Origin of the sequence: Archangium lipolyticum, assembly GCF_024623785.1 — a bacterium.
Lineage (GTDB): Bacteria > Myxococcota > Myxococcia > Myxococcales > Myxococcaceae > Archangium > Archangium lipolyticum.
On the sequence record NZ_JANKBZ010000002.1, the window covers coordinates 451,341 to 469,489 of the forward strand.

Annotated in this window: 13 protein-coding genes; 5 read left to right on the plus strand and 8 right to left on the minus strand. The window is 67.8% G+C overall.

Going from position 1 to position 18,149, the window contains the following annotated elements:
- Positions 1-254: 254 nt before the first annotated feature.
- Entirely contained in the window at positions 255-1,181 is a 927-nt protein-coding gene (locus NR810_RS05550) for an alpha/beta fold hydrolase (protein WP_257448662.1), read from the minus strand.
- Between the two features lie 93 nt (positions 1,182-1,274).
- Positions 1,275-2,156 (minus strand): helix-turn-helix domain-containing protein, encoded by an 882-nt coding sequence (locus tag NR810_RS05555; protein ID WP_257448664.1) that lies wholly within the window; start codon positions 2,154-2,156, stop codon positions 1,275-1,277.
- 368 nt (positions 2,157-2,524) lie between these two features.
- Here NR810_RS05555 and NR810_RS05560 point away from each other — a divergent pair, with 368 nt between their 5' ends.
- The 4 genes from NR810_RS05560 to NR810_RS05575 all read left to right on the plus strand — a co-directional run bounded on the left by NR810_RS05560 (position 2,525) and on the right by NR810_RS05575 (position 6,626).
- A complete protein-coding gene (locus tag NR810_RS05560) occupies positions 2,525-3,421 on the plus strand; it encodes a LysR family transcriptional regulator (RefSeq protein WP_257448666.1) in 897 nt (298 codons plus the stop codon).
- A 103-nt stretch (positions 3,422-3,524) separates the two neighbouring features.
- Entirely contained in the window at positions 3,525-3,911 is a 387-nt protein-coding gene (locus tag NR810_RS05565) for a hypothetical protein (RefSeq protein ID WP_257448668.1), read from the plus strand.
- Between the two features lie 197 nt (positions 3,912-4,108).
- Positions 4,109-6,259, plus strand: coding sequence for a hypothetical protein (locus NR810_RS05570; protein ID WP_257448670.1), 2,151 nt, complete (start codon positions 4,109-4,111; stop codon positions 6,257-6,259).
- A 214-nt stretch (positions 6,260-6,473) separates the two neighbouring features.
- Positions 6,474-6,626 carry a hypothetical protein gene (locus NR810_RS05575; RefSeq protein WP_257448672.1) on the plus strand — a complete coding sequence of 51 codons (153 nt, stop codon included), beginning with the start codon at positions 6,474-6,476 and terminating at the stop codon, positions 6,624-6,626.
- 36 nt (positions 6,627-6,662) lie between these two features.
- Here NR810_RS05575 and NR810_RS05580 read toward each other — a convergent pair whose 3' ends face one another.
- From NR810_RS05580 to NR810_RS05600, 5 genes are all read right to left on the minus strand, one after another.
- The gene (locus NR810_RS05580; protein ID WP_257448674.1) at positions 6,663-9,365 is read right to left on the minus strand and encodes a PQQ-dependent sugar dehydrogenase; all 2,703 of its coding nucleotides are present in this window, start codon (positions 9,363-9,365) and stop codon (positions 6,663-6,665) included.
- Positions 9,366-9,462: 97 nt separating this feature from the next.
- Positions 9,463-10,857, minus strand: a complete 1,395-nt coding sequence (locus tag NR810_RS05585; RefSeq protein ID WP_257448676.1) for a glycosyl hydrolase family 18 protein — start codon at positions 10,855-10,857, stop codon at positions 9,463-9,465.
- A 191-nt stretch (positions 10,858-11,048) separates the two neighbouring features.
- Positions 11,049-12,773: a galactose-binding domain-containing protein gene (locus NR810_RS05590; protein WP_257448678.1), complete on the minus strand. Its 1,725-nt coding sequence runs from the start codon at positions 12,771-12,773 to the stop codon at positions 11,049-11,051.
- 254 nt (positions 12,774-13,027) lie between these two features.
- Entirely contained in the window at positions 13,028-14,158 is a 1,131-nt protein-coding gene (locus NR810_RS05595) for a trigger factor (protein WP_257448681.1), read from the minus strand.
- Between the two features lie 122 nt (positions 14,159-14,280).
- Complete coding sequence (locus NR810_RS05600) at positions 14,281-15,267, minus strand: hypothetical protein (RefSeq protein ID WP_257448683.1); 987 nt, start codon at positions 15,265-15,267, stop codon at positions 14,281-14,283.
- A 218-nt stretch (positions 15,268-15,485) separates the two neighbouring features.
- On the opposite strand from NR810_RS05600, the gene NR810_RS05605 reads away from it, so the two are divergent.
- Positions 15,486-15,902 (plus strand): DUF6209 family protein, encoded by a 417-nt coding sequence (locus tag NR810_RS05605; protein ID WP_257448685.1) that lies wholly within the window; start codon positions 15,486-15,488, stop codon positions 15,900-15,902.
- 55 nt (positions 15,903-15,957) lie between these two features.
- On the opposite strand, the gene fusA is transcribed toward NR810_RS05605, so the two are convergent.
- Positions 15,958-18,063 (minus strand): elongation factor G, encoded by a 2,106-nt coding sequence (fusA, locus tag NR810_RS05610; RefSeq protein WP_257448687.1) that lies wholly within the window; start codon positions 18,061-18,063, stop codon positions 15,958-15,960.
- Positions 18,064-18,149 lie beyond the last annotated feature (86 nt).

Sequence of the window (18,149 nt, forward strand, 5' to 3'; positions counted from 1 at the left end):
CCAAAAATGATTTTCAGGCCATTTTTGGGGGCCCGGAGGCCGTACCGGAAGCGCCCACCGGCACGCGGTCCCTCGTCGACACGCACGGGAACGGGGAGGCCTGCTGAGAGTGAGGGCTGGAGAGGAGGGCCGCCCGGGTTGTGCGCCCGGGCTGTGCAGAGGGCGCGCAACCCCTTGGGTGTACACGCCTGCCCAGGTCGCGCTCCCAAGACCGCAACTGGCCGTCGCTCATTGGCTGAAGACGAGAACCCCGCTCAGGCTCTCACGAGGCCCTTGGGCGAGTGTGCACCCAGGAAGCGCCCGACCCGCGCGCGGACCTCGTCGCGGTGAGAGAAGATGCAGAAGTGCTCGCCGCCTTCGAGCGTGAGCAGCTCGGCGCCGGGAACGCGTGCGGCGAGCTGCTGCGCCTGGGCGTACGGGGCCGAGCTGTCCTTCGTGCCGTGCATGACGAGCATCGGGGCTTTCATCCGCTCGAGAGGAAGCGAGAGCTCGCTGCTCGTGAGGGCGATGTCGTTCTCCGTCCCGGCCACCCGCAGCGGCATCCGGTTGTACGTGATCCGCTGCACCTCTCGGAGCAGGGGGCCCGCTTCGGGGTCATTCACCGTGCGCGCGCGCAGGAGGGGGTCGGTGATGGACCGGCGCGAGGCCCGCTCCGGATCCTGTCTGGCCTTCCTCTTCTGCATCGCGGTGACGAACGGGCTGAAGCGGACGGCCAGCTTCAAGATGTGCCAGGCCATCGGCAGCCGCCCCGCGAAGCGGGAGTGGAACGACGAGATGATGACGAGCCCCCAGCAGCGATCCGGGTAGCTGAGCGCGAACTGGAGCGCGGAAGGGCCGCCTCCGGAGATGGCCATCACCGCCGCGTGTTCGATGCCGAGCGCGTCGAGCAGGTCACGGTAGAGCTCCGCCTGTTCCGCCGGCGTCCGGCCGAGCGAGAGGGAAGTTCCGAGATAGCCGGGGCGGGAGATCGCAATATACCGGAAGCCCGGGACACCGGCCGTGCGCGCGAGCACCGAGGCCTGGTCATAGCCCCCCATGGCCCCGTGGAGCGCGAGCACCGCCGGGCCCTCGCCCAGGGAGACACACTCGACGGGCCCTCGCCGCGTCTGCACCATCATCGGTTGCGAATCGCCGGGGAGCGTCGCCGCCCCCCGCGGCTCGAGCTCATGTGAAGCGCGCATGCTGTCTTCCTCCTGAAGTCAGCACTCAAGCTAAGGCGCCCACGGAGCGCTGTATTGGAGAAATGCGACACGGCGCATCCCGCCCGCGAAGGCCTACCGGCGATAGCGGTGGATGATGCGCGTCTCCTCGCGAGAGAGCCGCCGGTTCAGGAAGGTGTCCTTGTCGCCAGGCAGCCGGTCGGTCAGCGCCTTGAAGTCGTGAATGAGATGCGCCTGGTCCGAGTAGCCACACGCCTGCGCGAGCTCGCCGAGGCTCGTGTACGCGCCCGAGTGGAGCGCCCCGAGGACGTTGCGGAGGCGGACGAGCCGGCTCATGCGCTTGGGCGTCATGCCGAAGTGCTCCAGGAAGCGGCGCTCCAGGCCACGCACGTTGAGGCCGAGCTCCTCGGCAAGCGCCTCGACCCGGAGCTGTCCGCCGTGCGCTTCGAGGAGCTGGGTGGCTCTGCGGCAGCGCACGTCCCCCACGAGCGGCGGGGCCACGTCTTGCATCAGCTCCGCGAGCGCATGCTGCCGCGACGCGAGGTCCGGCAGGAGGCGCAATCGCTCGGCCACGGCTTGGATGGGCAGCCCTCCGAGGTGCGTCAGCTCGACGAAGCCGTTGGTGAGCTCCGAGGCGCGGATGTCCGCGAGGCGCGGTGCCTGGCCGGGCCGGAAGCGGATGACGAGGTACTCGGAACCTGCCTCGCGCTCGACGGCCGCTCGCTCGGTCGCGGGCCCGAGCATCACCGCCCGGCAACCGTGTTCGGAGTGGCGGAAGATGAGATGGGTGCCCGCATCCGGGAAGAGCTCGTGGAGCGAAGTGCCCACCCCGGCGCGGCCCGGTGTCGCCCAGCACAGGTCGATCTGACTGGAGAGCCCGGGAGGCGGGGTCGTGATGAGGCTCGAGCGCTCGTCTTCCTCGAGGGGCGCTCGTGGGCCACGCCCACCCGGATCGCGCGGGCGTTCGTGGCGAGTGTGGAGCGGTGGCGTGGACATCCGGAGCACCTCTGGCCACGTGCATAACACACCGACGCGTGGCCTCGTATGCGGTCCACCTCTCGAGCCCGGCCCGCGTCTAGTCCCATACGATGGTGGACTGGCGAGAGCTGGGGAAGAAGCCGCGGTACTCACGCCCCAGAAGGCGGTGCGTCCGGTGACGAACACCACCACCGGCCTCTGGTCGGGCAGTAGCGCCCGCAGCACCTCGAAGCCGTCGCCCGACGGCATTTCGATGTCGAGCAGCAGCTCTGGCGCGACTGCCTCGAGAGTTCCACCTCGAACGCTCTTGAGCCCTCCTGTCTGCGTGCTGGTATGTTCAGCGGGCTGCCCCGGGCGCGCCCGCGCCTGGTGCTCGAGTCGAACCCATGCCGCGCACGAATCTGAATGACATCACCGTGTTCATGGCCGTCGTCGACGCCGGAAGCTTCGTGGCCGGTGGGCAGGCGTTGGGCATGACACGATCGGCGGCGGGCAAGGCCGTGATGCGTCTGGAAGAAAGGCTCGGCGTACGCCTTCTGAACCGTACCACCAGGACGCTGAGCCTCACCGACGAAGGCCGGGCGTTCTACGACCGGGGCCTGCAGATCTTCGCGGCGGTCGAAGAGGCCGAGGCCAGTGTGGCCAGTCGAGCCGGGACGCCGCGCGGCGTCCTGCGGCTGACCGTGCCTGATGCGTTCGGACGGCTGGTGATTCTTCCTCTGCTGAGGAAATATCTGCGGGCGTGGCCCGACGTTCAGGTCGAAGTGAGCTTCACCGATCGCGTGGTGGACATCATCGAGGAGGGATTCGACCTGGCGGTACGGATTGGTGTCACGGATCCGGACTCGCGGCTGGTCTCCCGGGTAATCGCCAGATACAGAGCGCTGCTCTGCGCGTCTCCTTCCTACATCGCCGAGCGTGGCGCGCCTGAAGGGATCGATGACCTGGCAAACCATGATTGCCTGGTGTTCAGCAGTGCCACCAGAAGGCAAAGCTGGCGCTTTCGTGGCGACGATGGTGCCTGGGTGAAGGCGGCCGGACGAAGCCGTCTGCGGTTGGATAGTGGAGAGGCCATCCGGGATGCCGCCGTTTCCGGGGCGGGCATTGCGCTTCTTCCCGACTTTCTGGTTGCAGAGGATCTGGCCGCCGGCCGCCTCACGCAGGTGCTTGCGAACCTCGATGTCGGCGAGGTGAAGATCGTGACGCTTTATCCGACCAGGCGTCTGCTGGAACCGCGCGTCAGACAGTTCCTCGACCTCTTGCTCAGTGAACTTGGACCTTGACGCCTGACTGTGGGCGGCGGATGGACACGCTGCAACGGCTGTTCACGTGCCGAATTTCGAGGCAAGCTGATGCAAGAACCCGTCAGGAGGCACGATCGAAATCATGGGCAGAATCGACCCCAACCGCATCCGCGACGTTGCAAGTCACACCCTGGAGAAGGCGCTCTCGAAGAGTTCGACGGAGCCGTTGTCGCTCGAGCCCCTCGCGAACGCGTCGCTCACCGAGGCGCCCGTCGAAGGTTCGAGCGGTGAGCTGCGCACCGAACTGTCGTTCACGATCCCGAACGGCCCAGAGCCTCGAGTGGTCGCCGCGACGACTGAGCCAATGCATCTCGCCTTCGAGCAGTTTGCAAGCAAGCTTGGCGTCAAGCACAGCCTGAGTAGCAACATTGAAGACCCCCGCACCCTGCGCCTGGTGCTCGTCGCTCAGGGCCCCGAAGCGAAGGTTCGTGCGTTCACCCGGGCCGCTGTCGAGTTTCTGAGGGAGTGACGTCGTCTGCCGTCTCGGTGCGCGGCAGGGGCCTGGGCCTCTTGGCTCTCATGGCTCTAATGTCTCAGGCCCTTTCGGCGAGTGGCCCCTCCACCTCGCGGAACTGGCGCGCCGAGGCATTTGAGCTGGGCAAAGTGGTAGCCTGGGGCATGTTCCCTGTGTCTTCGTCCGGTCGAAGCGTTTCAAGCCCGCTGGGGATGATGCTCGTGCTCGTGGGTCTCGGCGCCTGCGCTCCCAAGCCCCCCGGCAACACCGTGCCGGCCGTCAGCGTGCCTCCCTCCATCAGCGGGGAGGCGCGCGAGGAGGCCGCGCTCACGGGCTCCGCCGGTGCCTGGACGGGCTCGAACCCGGTGACCACCACCCTGCAATGGCAGCGCTGCGACGCGAGCGGCGAGAGCTGTACGGACCTCGAGGGCGCTACCGGAACGGGCTACGTCCTGGCGGAAGCGGACGTCGGCCACCGTGTGCGCCTGCGCGTCCAGGCCTCGAATCCGGCCGGAACAGCGACCGCCGATTCCGTGCCGACGGACGTCGTGGGCCCGGTGCTGGCTCCCTCCCCTGTGACCCTGCCCACCGTGGACGGAAGCGCGACCTTGTCGTCGGTCCTCACCGCTCGGCCCGGGACCTGGAACCCCACGCCCAGGTCCTATGCGTACCAGTGGTCACGCTGTGACGCGTCTGGCTTCGCGTGCGTCCCGCTCTCGGGAGCCACCGCCTCGACGTACACCGTGACCTCGACGGACCTCGATCACGCGCTCGTGGTGACGGTGACCGCGTCGAACAAGGCGGGGAGCTCCTCCGCCAGCTCCGCTCCGACGCCAGCGGTGGCCTTTCCCGCCTCCTGTGTGGAGAGGACAGCCACGGCGGGTCCGCTCCTCCCCTCCGTCGTGGAGACGCTGCCCGGCAGCAGGGCCTGGACCAACGCCGCCTGGGCCACGACGGCCGACGGGAAGTCCGCCACCGCGAGCCTGTCTCCGGGAGACAGCACCGACAGGCTGGTGCTCAAGGGCTTCGGTCTCGCCCTTCCGTCCAACGCCAAGGTGACGGGGCTCGAAGTGTGGGTGACGCGCTCTTCCGCCTCGGGGGCGGGCATCGAGGATGTCTCCATCACTCTGAAGGCCTCCAACTACTACGGGGCTCGCAGGGAGGTAGCCAGCGCTCCGTGGCCGGCGGGAACTCGCACCGTGGTGTTCGGCGGGCCGGCCGATCTCTGGTCCAGCCTCGGCAGCTGGCCGGCGACCGCTTTCAACTCGCCGGATTTCTCGGTGGGTCTCGAGCTGCGGCACGCGGGCACGGAGGGAACGGACCTCGCGAGCATCGACGGCGTCCAGGTCAAGGTGTACTACACCACGGCCTCCGAGCTGGGCCCGGCCAGTCCCACCACCGTGGTGGACGAGCCCTCGCAGGGCACGGTCGCCTGGTCCAACCCTCAGGCGGCGGCCACCCCGGGGGCCCCCTCCGCTACCGCCTCCCTGACTCAAAATACCAGCCACCTGCTGAAGGCCACGGGCTTCGGGCTCGTGCTGCCCGCGGGCAAGACACCTTCGGGGGTGAGGCTCCATCTCGTGCGTTCGTCGGCGGGTTCGCTCTCCTACGTCTACGACGAAGACGTCCGGCTCGTGGTGGGGGGGACGGTCGTCGGGGAGGACCGCAGGAACATCGAGAATTACACCGCCACCCCCACGCAGGTTCACTACGGGAACGCGCTCGACACCTGGGGTGTCGCGCTGAGCGCGGCCACCGTCGCCAGCCCAGACTTTGGCGTGGCCATCTCCGCGCGGAACCTCGTCAACATCCCCGTGGTGGCGAGCATCGACGACCTCCGCCTGACGGTGCTGTACGATCCCGTCGACGCCAGTGTCACCGCCACGCCCTCCACGGTCTCCCAGGAGGTGCGCTCCAGCGAGTGGAATGAGCCCTCCAACGCCCTGAGCGTCGATGGTGTGTTCACGAACGTGAACAACCTCGTCCAGGACGAGTCCTCGGATGAGCTGGTCCTCCGCTCCTTTGGCTTCAACCTTCCGTCAACGGCCCTGGTCACCGGCATCCAGATCGACGTCGCGCGCTCCGGCGGAGACGGGATCGAGGACAAGCGTGTCCAGCTCGTGTCGGGTGGGAGCAGGCGAGGGCGCGACCTCGCGGACCCATCGACTCCCTGGTCGGGGGAAGACAGCACCGTCCAGTATGGAGGCTCCTCCCAGCGGTGGGGGCTGTTCTGGACGGCCGCGGAGATCAACGATCCGGGCTTCGGCGTACTGCTGAGCGCCACGTACCGGCTCCCCGCGGGCAATGCGGACGCGCTCATCGACGGCGTCACCGCCACGGTGACCTACTGCGTTCCGCCGTGAACCCGAGACGTGGTCCACGGTGCGCCGGTGGGCGCGGCCGTTTCCGTTCCCGTGGCGTGCAGGGCTAGAGTCCCCGGTTGTAGGATCCCCCCTTTTCCGCGAGTGCCTGACATGAGCATCCACGAAGTCCCGCCTCGTCCTCCGGGCATGCCCAAGCCAGAGCCGGAGCCCAAGCCCGTGGGCTCGGCCTACCGATGGCACGCTGGAACTGCGGATGCACGCCGAGGCTCCGGGCGGGGTGGTGGGCTCAGCGCTGTTCATCCTCAAGCCCGACGATCCCCGCTATGACTCGGTGCTCGAGCACCTGGGCAATCCTCCCCCAGGGGGTTACGCCCCCGTGAAGCCCTTTCCCTGGGGAATGTTCTGAAGCCTCGGGGCTGTGCCCCGGCGCTCGTGCCTTGAATCACTCCTCGCGCGTCCGCCTCCGCCGGAGTGCCAGCGCGCCCAGCGCCAGCCACGCGAGCGGCGCCACTGGAGCCGCACCGCAGCCGCAGCCCCCTACCTCAGCGGCGGGCGAAGGCTGGTCCGTCCCGCCGTCCGGCTGCGGCAGCTCGCAGCTTCCGTCGCCGACGCACACCTTCACCTCGGCCTGGGCCCGCCTCCCCGCGCTGTCCACCACGACGAAGCGCACCACGTGCCCACCCGGTGCCAGTCCCGTGGTGTCCCAGCGGTTGGGCTCGCCGCCGAAGTAGAAGTGGTTGTCCGTGCCCGTGTCCGTGAATTGCAACTCGCCGTCCACGTAGAATTCGGCGTGCGTGCAGCCCACGTCGTCCACGCAGTGGCCGTAGAACTCCGCCATGCTGCCGGACACGCGCTCTCCCTCCTTGGGCCGCGTGAGGATGGCGCTCGGCCCCTCATCCACCTTCACGGTGATGGTAAAGGATTGCTCCGCGTCCGGAGCCACGCCATTGCTCACCCGCACCGTCACCTCCACTGCGCCCGCCGCCGTGGGCGTCCAGGAGATGAGGCCGGTGGTCATGTCGATGGTCATCCCTTGCGGCACCGTGCCCACCAGCGAGTACGTCGGCTCCGGCTGAGCCTCCGCCTGCACGTCGTAGCGGTAGGGTCTGCCCACCACGGCGGTGGTAACTGGCGTGGTGGAGATGACAGGAGCCAGCTCGTCATCCGACTCGACGGCCTCCACCGAGCGCGCATCCAGGCCCGGCGCGGCCACGGTGATGGTGGCGATACCGCCCAGGTTGTCCGGGTCCGAGTCGGCCCGCAACGTGACGGTCTTCGGGAGGTTCCAGTTGGTGGGAGTGAACGCGAGCGTCGCCCCGTCCCGCACGGTGATGTCGACGTCGCCCAGCGTGCGCGCCACGGTGATGGTGACATTTCCGGTGGGCCGCTTGGACAGCGACACGTCGAAGGTCGCGGTGCTGTCCTCCGGAATGACCACCCGCGTGGAAGACAGCACCAGCCGGGGCTCGTTGTTGTCGATGGTGGTGACCACGACCGCCTCGTCCGCCAGTCCTTCCGACGTCACCGTGAAGGTGGCGGTGTCCGCGTCCACGTCCCCGTCCGCCGCCGCCGCGAGCGTCACCACCTGGGGCACGCTCCAGTCCGTCGAGGAGAACGTGAGCGTGGCGTTGCTGGCGATGCTCAGGTCCTCGGAGCCGCCCATGGCCCGCGTCACCTGCACCGTGACGGGCGCGGTGGGCGCCTCGGCCAGACGCACGGTGAAGACCGTGTGTCCGCCCTCCACCACGCGCGGGTTGAGCCCGGACACCACCAGCTTCTGCCCGCGCCCTGACGGGGTGATGCGGCGCACGATGCCGTCGGTGTTCCCCAACGTGTACAGCGCGCCGTCAGGTCCCACGGCCATGTCGACGTGCGAGGAGAATCCGGTGCCCCACTCGGCCACCGTCTCCACCGAGTTGTTCGCGGCCAGCGTGGCACGCGTCACCTGGCCGGAGTTGAAGTCGCCGAAGAAGTAGTTGCCGCGGAACTCGGGCGGGAAGAGCGTGGCGTCGTAGAAGGTGCCGCCGGTGATGGAGCCTCCCAGGGCCTGTGTCGTCGCGGTGCCCCCGCCGCTGCTCGCATCGGGCAGCCCAGGCTGGGCCACGGTGAAGGTGGTGGCGTTGGGATCGTTGGGAGCGCTGGCGACGTAGAACGTGCCGTCGAAGCTCGCGTCACCCACTCCCTCGAGGGTGAGCCGCTCTCCCTTGCGGAAGCCATGCGCCCCGGTGGTGGTGAAGGTGGTGACGCCGCCGCTGCGCACCGCTCCGCCCGCCGTGAGCTTGCGTGTGTCGGTGCCGTTGGTTCGGTACTTGATGACGGGCGGGATGGAGTCGTTGGTGGTGGGCTGGTTGTTCTCGTAGCGGCTGTAGCCAGCATGGTTGCGCCTGCTCACGACGAAGACCTGCTCGTACTCGGTGCCCATGCCGTTGATCCACAGCTTCCCGGTGGTCGGCTGGAACGTGAGGGTGAACGGGTCGCGGAAGCCGCTCGCCCAGATGTAGTCGTTGTTGGGGCCCACGCCGTCGTTGGACGGGTTGTCGTTGGCGGGCGTGCCGTCCAGGTTGGCGCGGCCCACCTTGGCCGCGAGCGACGTCAGGTCCGCGTTCACGCCAGTGCCGTTGCCCAGGTCGCCAATGGCCCAGTAGAGCTTCCCGTCCGGCCCGAAGCCGATTCCTCCACCGTTATGGTTGTTGCCCGTGGTGGGAAGCCGGGTGACGACCTCCGTGCGCGCGATGCCCGTCCCGTTGGCGTCGGTGTAGCGGACGATGCGCTGCTCGGAGGCGGAGACGGTGACGAAGAGGTAGACGTAGCGGTTGACCACGTAGTTCGGGTCGAACGCGATGCCGATGAGGCCACTCCCGCTGTTGGTGTGGACCTGGGGCTCCGTCGCGAACAAGCGCGTCACCAGCGTGCTGGTCCCCGGCTGCGTCTCCAGGGCGCCATCCTTCATCGTCACCACCCGCACCGAACCGTTCTTGAGGGTGATGAACAGGCGGCCCGAGCCATCCGGCGCCCAGGCCATGCCCGTGGCAGGAGTCAGCGTGTTGGAGGCGTAGCTCGTCTCCGAGAAGCCGGCGGGCACCGTGGCCCATGCCGGCGAGCACAACAGCAGCAATGTCAGGGATGTCAGGAGAGAGGGACGCATGACTCGAGACGCTAGCGCATCGGAGTGCGGCACAGGTGAGCCCCGCGTTCGACCCCGGCAAGCGAATCACCCCTCTTCTGCTCTCGAGAGGCCGGCTTCAGCGCCGCGCGCCGTCGATGGCGCGAAGCAGGGACTGATCGCTCGAAGTGCTCACGTCTCCGGCCAGCTCCCAGATCATGATTCCGCCGTACTGCTTCGCCAGGGTCGTCTTCGAGCGCAGCGTCGCGAGCCCGTTATACGAATACTGGGCACCGTCGGCGTTGATCCAATCCGAATTCGACGCGTTCGGGTAGCGCGCCAGGATGTCTTTGTAGAGCACGTACGTGCTGCTCTGTCCGTTCCCACAATTGCCCCAGCAATAACCGTAGAAGGGCACTCCGAGCACGATCTTGCTCCGCGGCACGCCTTTGTTCTCGTAGAAGGAGAGGGCGGTCACCGCCTGCGCATAGCTCGAGTGCTCACCCGGGCTCGTCCAGGTGCCCGCGTTGTCGTAGGACATGATGGTGATGAAGTCGAAGGAACGCAGCGTCGTGTCCGACATGCCATACTGCATCCACTGCGAGACGGCGGCCGTCACGGGCAGTCCGCGCGGCCGGGCCTTCGCGATCAACTTCGCGATGAACGTGTCGTACACCGCGCCCATGCGATCCGGCGCCTCCACGTCCACGTCGATGCCGTCCATGTTGTTCGAGACCACGAAGTTGATGATCTCATCCACGAAGGCGTCGACTTTATCGGGCTGGTAGAAGGGCGTGATCCGGCCGTCTCCTCCGCCGCCACAGAGCGAGGGGAACACCTTCACGCCCTTGGCATGCGCGGCGTTCACGAACGTCGCGAGATCGCTGGCCGGCGCCAGCTGGAGGCGCCCGTTCGCATCACCCAGGGCGAAGGCGAGGTTCACATGCGTGAGCTTGTCGAAGTCCACCCGGCCGACCCAGCTCGCGTAGGAGCCGTACCAGTTCGGCAGGTAACCCACGACGCGGGTCCCCGAGGGCGGCGGGGGCGACGAGGACAGGCCAGAGATCGTCAGCTGCTCCCATGGGCCGAGCGCGGCGCCGTACGCGAACACCGTGCCGCCACCGCCGTTCTCCGCGGACACCCAATGGCCGGTCGTCACCGTCTGCAGGCCGACGACGTCGCCGTTGGCGATCACTCCGCTCCCGTTCTGCTTGACGATGCGGAACGTCTCCCAGCCGAGCCGGTTCGCGCTGGCGGCGTTCAGCGTGGAGCCGCCCCCGTTCGCGGCCTGGAAATACTGGCCAGTGCCCGCGGTGATGAAGATCGAGTCCCCGCTCTCGAGGGCCCCGCCGTTGATGTCATCGATCGTGAACTTCTCCCACGCTTGCGCGGCCGTCGCCGTCGCGATGACCGCGCCGCCGCCGTTGTTCTGAGCGCCCACGTATCGGTTGCCGAGCACCGTCTTGAAGCTCACGCCGGGGATGAGCAACGCACTCGAGGAGACCTCGGTCGCGTCGTCCTGCCCGTCAGGCAAGCTGCTCGCTGGGGTGCACGCGCTCGTGAGGAACAGGATCGAGCACGCGGCGCGAAGGAACGACCTTGAACGTTTGAAATGGAGCATGGAGCCTGCTTTGACCGGGTGGAAGGTTGAGTCTGCCCAACTCCTGGAGGTGCTCGTGGCTGGATTCGGGTCATCGGAATCGACCCGCCTGTCTCTATGGGGGTCTATGGCATTCCGAAGACCTGGACCTCGGCGAGGCTGAGGATGCCGGTCCCGTTGAGCTGCACCTTCACGTACCGGGCGGAGCGGTTTACCTCGAAGCCCGTCACCTGGCTGGCCTGCCCGGGATGGGGGTACTCCTGCCAGGACACCCTGTCGTTGGACACCATCAGCTTGAAGTTGGAGAGCCGCGCCGAGCAGCAATCCGTGCGGTTGTGGATGAGCACGGTCCCGAGCTGCTGCACGCTTTGCAGGTCCACTTCCCACCACGGCTGGGAGTCCATGGGGGACTCACGGGTGTGGGTGATGGAATTCTGGAAGTAATGACCGTTGAGGTTGCCATCCACCGCCCGGGAGGAGCTGCCATTCCAGTCGGTGGAGGACTGCGCCGTGGGCTTGCCGCGCGCCATGTTGACCGGGAATTGAACCTGGGCGTACCGGCCCGAGGAGTTGCCGTCCTGGTCCTTCCGGGTGATGTGCATCTTGGCTGCGTCGATCTGCACGTCCAGGAACGCTCCCGTCGTGGCCGCGCCAGACACGAAGGTGGGGATGCTCGGAGGTCCAGAGGTCCGGCTCGCGGGCCGGACGAAGGGGATCCGGAACTCGTCGTAGGCCGACCGGTGATCGTGTCCGGAGAAGATCGCGACGACGTTGTACTTCGAGATGACATCCCAATAGGCGAGGCGTTGCTCGGGTGTCCACCACACCTCGTGGTAGCCATTCTCGCCCTTGGAGAAGTCATCGAACCCGTAGTGCTGGATGATCACCACGGGCCGGCCCGAGAAGCCCACGTAGGTGGCGAGATCCTGCTGGAGGAAGGACAGGCTGCCCTTGGGCGAGTAGTCGGGGAATTGGGGCGCCGTCTCGTTGGCGGGGAAGAGGTTGAGCTGGACGACGTGGACGTCGTGCCAGTCCCAGGAGTAGTGGGGGTTTCCCCGGTTCGTCAGGACCGTGGCCCGCGTGCGGTCGTGGAGGTCATCCTGGATGGCACCGGGATCCACGCAGTGCTGGCCGCCGGGTCCCGCGATGTCGCACGCGGTCTTCTGATGGACGCTTGGCTTTATCAGGTCATGGTTGCCCAGACCGTCGAAGACGAACCGGGAGTATCCGGAGATGGCGTCCTTGTACCAGGAGAACTCATCCCGGGTCCGGGAGTTCTGGGTCAGATCGCCCGCGACCACGACTCCCCGGACCTGCGAGTTGTAGCGGAGGGTGTTGATCATCGACGCCAACGTCCGGTCGGCGCGCGAGTTGTCACCGCCGTTCTTGTACTGGGGATCGCCCGTGATCAGGAACCGGACGTTCCGCGTCTGGGCGCCAATGCCATGGTTCGACTGACTCACGAGCCCATGGTTGTAATCGTAGGACACGCAGTAGTAGTTGGGAGGAAGGCCCAGGTGGGAGCGGTCCTCCTGCTGGATGCGCGCATATCCTCCCGCCTGCAGGGCGACCACGCAGGTGAAGGAGCCCGTCCCGAGTTGCGCGCGAAGCATGGCCTCGCGTGAGCCCGAGGGGTTGCAGGATTTCTCGCTCCAATGGCAGCACCGGTTGTCCCCAGCCGGGATGTCCTTGCTGAAATCTCCTTCGAGGACCCTCGAATTGGCGCCTGTCTGGGTATCGTTATAGACGCAGAACGCCGAGGCGAGCCCTGGTGACAACAAACACAGTCCCGTGGCGACGAGGCCCAGGGATTGTTTCCAGGCAAGGGTCGACCAGCGCGTGTCGGGCATGCGCATTTCCACTCCGCACATGATGGGTGAACGATGCCCGTCCGTGTCCGGGCCCTGACCCTACGTACATCAAGTTAATTGGGTTTGTCCAGGGCTTCCGGAATTACAGATTTTTGATTGAAGAGCCGCTGGTCCGACCGGCGAGAGCTGTACGGCGGGAAGGTTCCAGCGTCTCTCTGATGCCTGGAGCGCATCGTGGCCACCGTGCTCACGTGCCTGTGAGCGCGATGGCCACCTTCCGCGAAGTGGGGTGCTCAGGCGCCTTCGAAGTGGACCTTGGCCTTGTCCATCACGTGCTCGACGACCATCAGGTGCCAGGCCACGTTCTGCAGCTGGCTCGCCGCCGCCGGGTCCACCAGGGCCTCGCGCAGCTGCGCCGACGTCAGCCCGAAGGCGGCCGCCGAGTCCTCGAGCACCTCGAAGGCCTTCTCGGGCCTCAGCTCCAGCTTCTCCTTCGCCGCTACGGCCTTCAACGCCAGGGAGATGCGCAGGCGCCGCTCCACGTCCGCCCGCGTGGCTGGATCCTTCATCCACACGTCCAGCGCTTCCTGCCTCTCCTCGGGCGAGAACTCCTTCTCCTCCATCACCGGTCCCTCCGCGGCCGTCCAGCGGCGGCGGATCTCCTCGTCGACGAGGGCAGGGGGGAGCTCCACCTGGGTCCGGGAGGCCAGCTCGTCCAGCACCATGTTCTGGGCATCCAGCCACAGCACGTCGGCCTGCTCGTCGAGCAGCTCGTTGGCGATGGACTCCATCACCTCCTCGTGCGTGTTCCCGCGGCCCAGCTGGCGCAGGAACTCGTCCGAGTCGGTGTCGGGCATCTTCACTTCACGGGCCCCCACCAGGTCCACCAGGAAGGTCGCCGGCATTCCGCGCAGCGACTCCACCGGGTAGTTGCCGGGCAGCACCAGATCGATCTTCAGGCTGTCGCCCACGGCCGAGCCCGCGATGGCGTCGGCGAAGCCGGGGAGCATCTCCTGGGGTGCCAGCTCCATCCAGTAGTCGACGCGGATGCTGAAGGGGATGAGCTGGCCGTTGGAATAGCCGAGGATGTCGAGCTGCACGTCATCGCCCAGCACCACCTCCTCGCCCGGCTGCCGCTCCCGGACCTCGGCGAGGGAGCGCGCCAGCTCATGGAAGCGGCGGATGAGCGCATCTTCGCTGAGCGGCGGCGGAGCGGGCACGGTGACCTCGATGCCCTCCGTCGAAGGCGCCTTCACCTCGGGCAGCGGCACGGGGCCGCTGCTCACGGAGGGGGCGACGGGAAGCTGTTCCGCCATCAGGACCACCTTGGCGGGACCCGCGGACTTGCCACTGCTGGGGGGCTTCGAGCCAGCGGCCTTCTCGCCGCCGGCCTTCGTGTTACCACCCTTCTTGCTCTGTGCCACCGGAACTCCTCCTGGCAGGTAGGCGCCGCGACCGTAGTCCCAGAAAGGATTGAACCGCGAGCGTTTCACTGTCCCTACCAGAAAAAAAGGAGTCCGGTGACGGCGCGCATGAGGGGGGATGCCTACCCGAAGAGGCCGCCGACGAAGCTGGAGACCGTGGACACGGCGGCGCCCACCTGGCTGACCACCGGGATGTTGGTGGCGGCGGCCACCGAGCCCACCGCGGTGATGACGCTGGTCACCTTCTTGGTGGTGCTGGCCTGGGGGTCGCGCACGGTGGAGTAGGCGCTCGCCACGTCCAGGGCGGCGATGGCGATGTTGGCGCCCGGGGCGAAGCGGCCGGCGGCCTTGGCCAGCGGGCCCGCGGCGGCCTTGGCACCGGCGCGGATGGCGGCCTTGCCAGCGGCCTCGCTGCCCTCGCGCACCGCGGTCCGGGCGGCGGCGCGGGTGGCGGAGCCGACCGTCTGGGCGATGGTGCTGCCCTTCGCCGCGCCCTTCACGGCGGTGCTGACGGCCCGACGCACGTCGCCCACGCTGGTGGCACCCTCGAAGGCGTGCTTGGCCGCGGTGGTGGCCGCCGCGCGGACGGCCTTGCCCGTCGCGTTGGGGGCCACGGTGCGGAAGGCGTCAGAGGCCGCGCGGTAGGCGCTGCCGAACTTGTTCACGTCGCGGGCGATGTCCAGGCCGCCCTTGACGGTCTGGATGGCCGTCTTGCCGGCCGTGGCCACCGAGCCGATCGCCTTGTCGCGATCCTGGGCGGAACCGGAGCGGAAGGCGTCGCGCACGTCCTTGAACGCCGTGGCGACCTGGCCCGGCAGCTTGACCGCGTTGGTCACCGTGCCGAAGGCGCCGCCCACCTTCTTGGCGATGCCGCCCTTGGTGAGCTGGTCCTTGGGATCGGTCGCCTTCTCGATCGTCTTCTTCCAGTTGTTCTTCCAGGTCGTCTTGAAGCCGTCCGACTTCACGGAGCGGGCGTTCTCGAAGGCGTCCTTGATGCTCGACTTGGTCTTCGTGACCGTGTCGTAGGCCTTCTTCGCCGTCTGGCCGGCCTTGACCGGATCCTTCGCCAGCTGCACCACCTTCTTCTTGATTCCGCCGATGAAGCTCATGGGAGAACTCCTGCTCCGAAATTTTTGATTGGGGACCGCAGATACCGGGATTATCGGCCCCGCCCCCCCAAGGTTTCCTGGATCATGCCGATTTTTTCCTGCCTACACGAGCCTACATGAAGGGCGGGAAGAGCGAGAAAGCGCGACAGACCAGGAAACTTCCTGGCCGGTTGCTGGACAACCTCCTGGCTGTCCCTACCCCAGCTCAGGAGAAAGCCTTGTCGTCCAAGCTCTGTGCGTTCGTTCTTCCCCTGCTGATCGCCACCTCCGCCGTGGCGGAGACCCCGGTCATCTTCTTCCCGGTGAGCGGTCCCTATACGGTGACCGGCACCCTGCGTGCCGGCCAGCCGCTCACCATCCACTACGCGCTGGACCGGCTGAAGAAGTGCCGCGCGACGTACAGCGGCATGGACACTTGGCTCATCGCCGTCGAGTACCGCTTCGATTACGGCACCTTCCAGGAGGCCTACGTGACCAACACGAGCGGGTACAGGCGCGAGCCCGTTCCGGCCACCATCACCGCTCCGGCCGGTGCACGGACCCTGGAGCTGCGGTTCAGGAACTGGGACCGTGGGGGCTGCGTCGCCTATGACCCGAGTTCCTGGCCCATCTACACGTTCACGCTCCAGCAGTAGCCGTGAGCCGGGACGCGGGCCCCGGGGTGCATCCCCGGGGCCCCGTCTCCTCGTCCTACTGACGCGCCTCCGCGAGCAGCGAGTCCCGCAGGGTGTCGGGGACCGGCTCGTAGGTGGCCAGGCGCAGGGTGGCCGTGGCGCGTCCCTGGGTCCGGCCACGCAGGCTCGTCACGTAGCCGAAGAGGTGCGCCATGGGCACCAGCGCGGAGACGCGCCGCACCGTGCCACCGCCCTCCATCCCCCGCACCCGCCCGCGCCTCGCCGACAGGTCCCCGAGCACGTCGCCCAGGAACTCCTCCGGCGTGGTGACCTCCACGTCCATCACGGGCTCCAGCAACACCATGCCCGCGCGGCGCGCTGCCTCCTGGAAGGCCAGTGAGCCGGCCATCGTGAACGCCTGGGGCGTGGAGTCACGCACGTGCGTGCTTCCGTCCACCAGGTGCACCTCCACGTCCACCACCGGGTAGCCCGCTAGCACGCCCCGCTGCATGGCGCCGGCCACGCCCTTCTCGATGGCCGGGACGAGCTCCTTCGGGATGACGCCGCCGTGCGTGTCATCCACGAAGACGAGCCCCGAGCCGCGCGGTGCCGGAGCCACCTCCAGCACCACATGGGCGTACTGTCCCGGCCCTCCGGTCTGCCGGACGTGGCGGTACTCCTGGCGCACCTTCTGGCGCAGCGTCTCGCGCCAGGCCACCTTCGGCTGGCCCACGCGTGCCTCCACTCCGTACTCGGTTCTCAGCCGGTCCACGATGATCTCCAGGTGCAGCTCTCCCATGCCGGACAGCAACCGCTGTCCGGTCTCCGGGTCCACCTCCACGCGCAGGGACGGATCCTCCGAGGAGAGCCTCGCCAGTCCATCCTCCATCTTCTGCTGGTCCGCCCGAGAGCGCGACTCGACGGCGAGCTGGATGACGGGCTCGGGGCAGTGGAGCGACTCCAACACCACGGGCGCCTCCGGCGCGCACAGCGTGTCGCCGGTGCGCACCCCCTTGAGGTTGAGCACCGCGCAGATGTCGCCGGCGTGCACCTCGTCCACCTCCTCGCGCTTGTTGGCATGCATGAACATGAGCCGTCCCACGCGCTCGCGGCGCTGCTGGCGGGTGTTGAGCACGGCCATGCCCGTGCGCAGGGTGCCCGAGTAGACGCGCAGGAACACGATGCTCCCCACGGCCTTGTCGTGCATGAGCTTGAAGACGAGCGCGCACAGCGGCTCCTCCGCGTTGGCCGGACGGGTGACGCGCACCCGGGTGTCCGGGGTCTCGCCCTCGACCGCCGGCAGGTCCGGCGGAGCGGGCAGGTAGTTGACGATTCCATCCAGCAGCATCTGCACACCCTTGTTCTTGAAAGCCGCCCCGCACAGCACCGGCACCAGCCGCCGCTGGAGGGTGCCCGCGCGCAGCGCGCGCTCCAGTTCCTCCCCGGTGAGGTCCGCCAGGCGTCCCTCCACGTATTTCTCCAGCACGGTGCCATCCACCTCCGCGCAGGCCTCGATGAGGCGCAGGCGCAGCGCCTCCGCCTCCGCGAGCAGCTCCGCGGGCACCTCTCCCTCGGTGGGTGCCCCCGTCTCCGCGTCGAAGAAGAGGGCCCGCATGCGCGGCAGGTCCACGAGCCCGCGGAAGTCAGGGCCCGCCCCGATGGGCAGCTGCACCGGCACGGGGTTGGCGTCCAGCCGCTGCTGGATGGACCGCACGCACATGGCGAAGTCCGCGCCCACCTTGTCCATCTTGTTGAGGAAGGCGATGCGCGGCACGCCATGCCGGTCGGCCTGGTGCCACACCGTCTCGGACTGCGGCTCCACGCCCTGGCTGGCGTCGAACACCGCCACCGCTCCATCCAGGACGCGCAGGGAGCGCTCCACCTCGATGGTGAAGTCCACGTGTCCCGGCGTGTCCAGGATGTTGATGCGGTGCTCGGTGCCCGCGAAGGGCCCGCGCATCGGCTTCCAGGCGGCGGTGGTGGCCGCCGAGGTGATGGTGATGCCGCGCTGCTTCTCCTGCGGCATCCAGTCCATCTCCGTGGAGCCGGTGTGCACCTCGCCCATGGCGTGGATGCGTCCGGTGAAGAAGAGGATGCGCTCGGTCAGCGTGGTCTTGCCCGCGTCGATGTGGGCCATGATGCCGATGTTGCGGTAGCGCTCGATTCGAGTGGTGCGAGACATAAAGGTTTCCCGTTCCCGCCGGGTGGAGGCACCCGCGGGTCGAAAGACAGACACTGGTTGAGAGGGGAGGAAGGCTTCCGGGCCAG

Coding starts and splice junctions, on each gene's coding strand:
- NR810_RS05565 (WP_257448668.1), top strand. CDS start 3,525: ATGGGCAGAATCGACCCCAACCGCATCCGCGACGTTGCAAGTCACACC.
- NR810_RS05555 (WP_257448664.1), bottom strand. CDS start 2,156: ATGTCCACGCCACCGCTCCACACTCGCCACGAACGCCCGCGCGATCCG.
- NR810_RS05570 (WP_257448670.1), top strand. CDS start 4,109: ATGATGCTCGTGCTCGTGGGTCTCGGCGCCTGCGCTCCCAAGCCCCCC.
- NR810_RS05575 (WP_257448672.1), top strand. CDS start 6,474: ATGCACGCCGAGGCTCCGGGCGGGGTGGTGGGCTCAGCGCTGTTCATC.
- NR810_RS05560 (WP_257448666.1), top strand. CDS start 2,525: ATGCCGCGCACGAATCTGAATGACATCACCGTGTTCATGGCCGTCGTC.
- NR810_RS05590 (WP_257448678.1), bottom strand. CDS start 12,773: ATGCCCGACACGCGCTGGTCGACCCTTGCCTGGAAACAATCCCTGGGC.
- NR810_RS05550 (WP_257448662.1), bottom strand. CDS start 1,181: ATGCGCGCTTCACATGAGCTCGAGCCGCGGGGGGCGGCGACGCTCCCC.
- fusA (WP_257448687.1), bottom strand. CDS start 18,063: ATGTCTCGCACCACTCGAATCGAGCGCTACCGCAACATCGGCATCATG.
- NR810_RS05580 (WP_257448674.1), bottom strand. CDS start 9,365: ATGCGTCCCTCTCTCCTGACATCCCTGACATTGCTGCTGTTGTGCTCG.
- NR810_RS05600 (WP_257448683.1), bottom strand. CDS start 15,267: ATGAGCTTCATCGGCGGAATCAAGAAGAAGGTGGTGCAGCTGGCGAAG.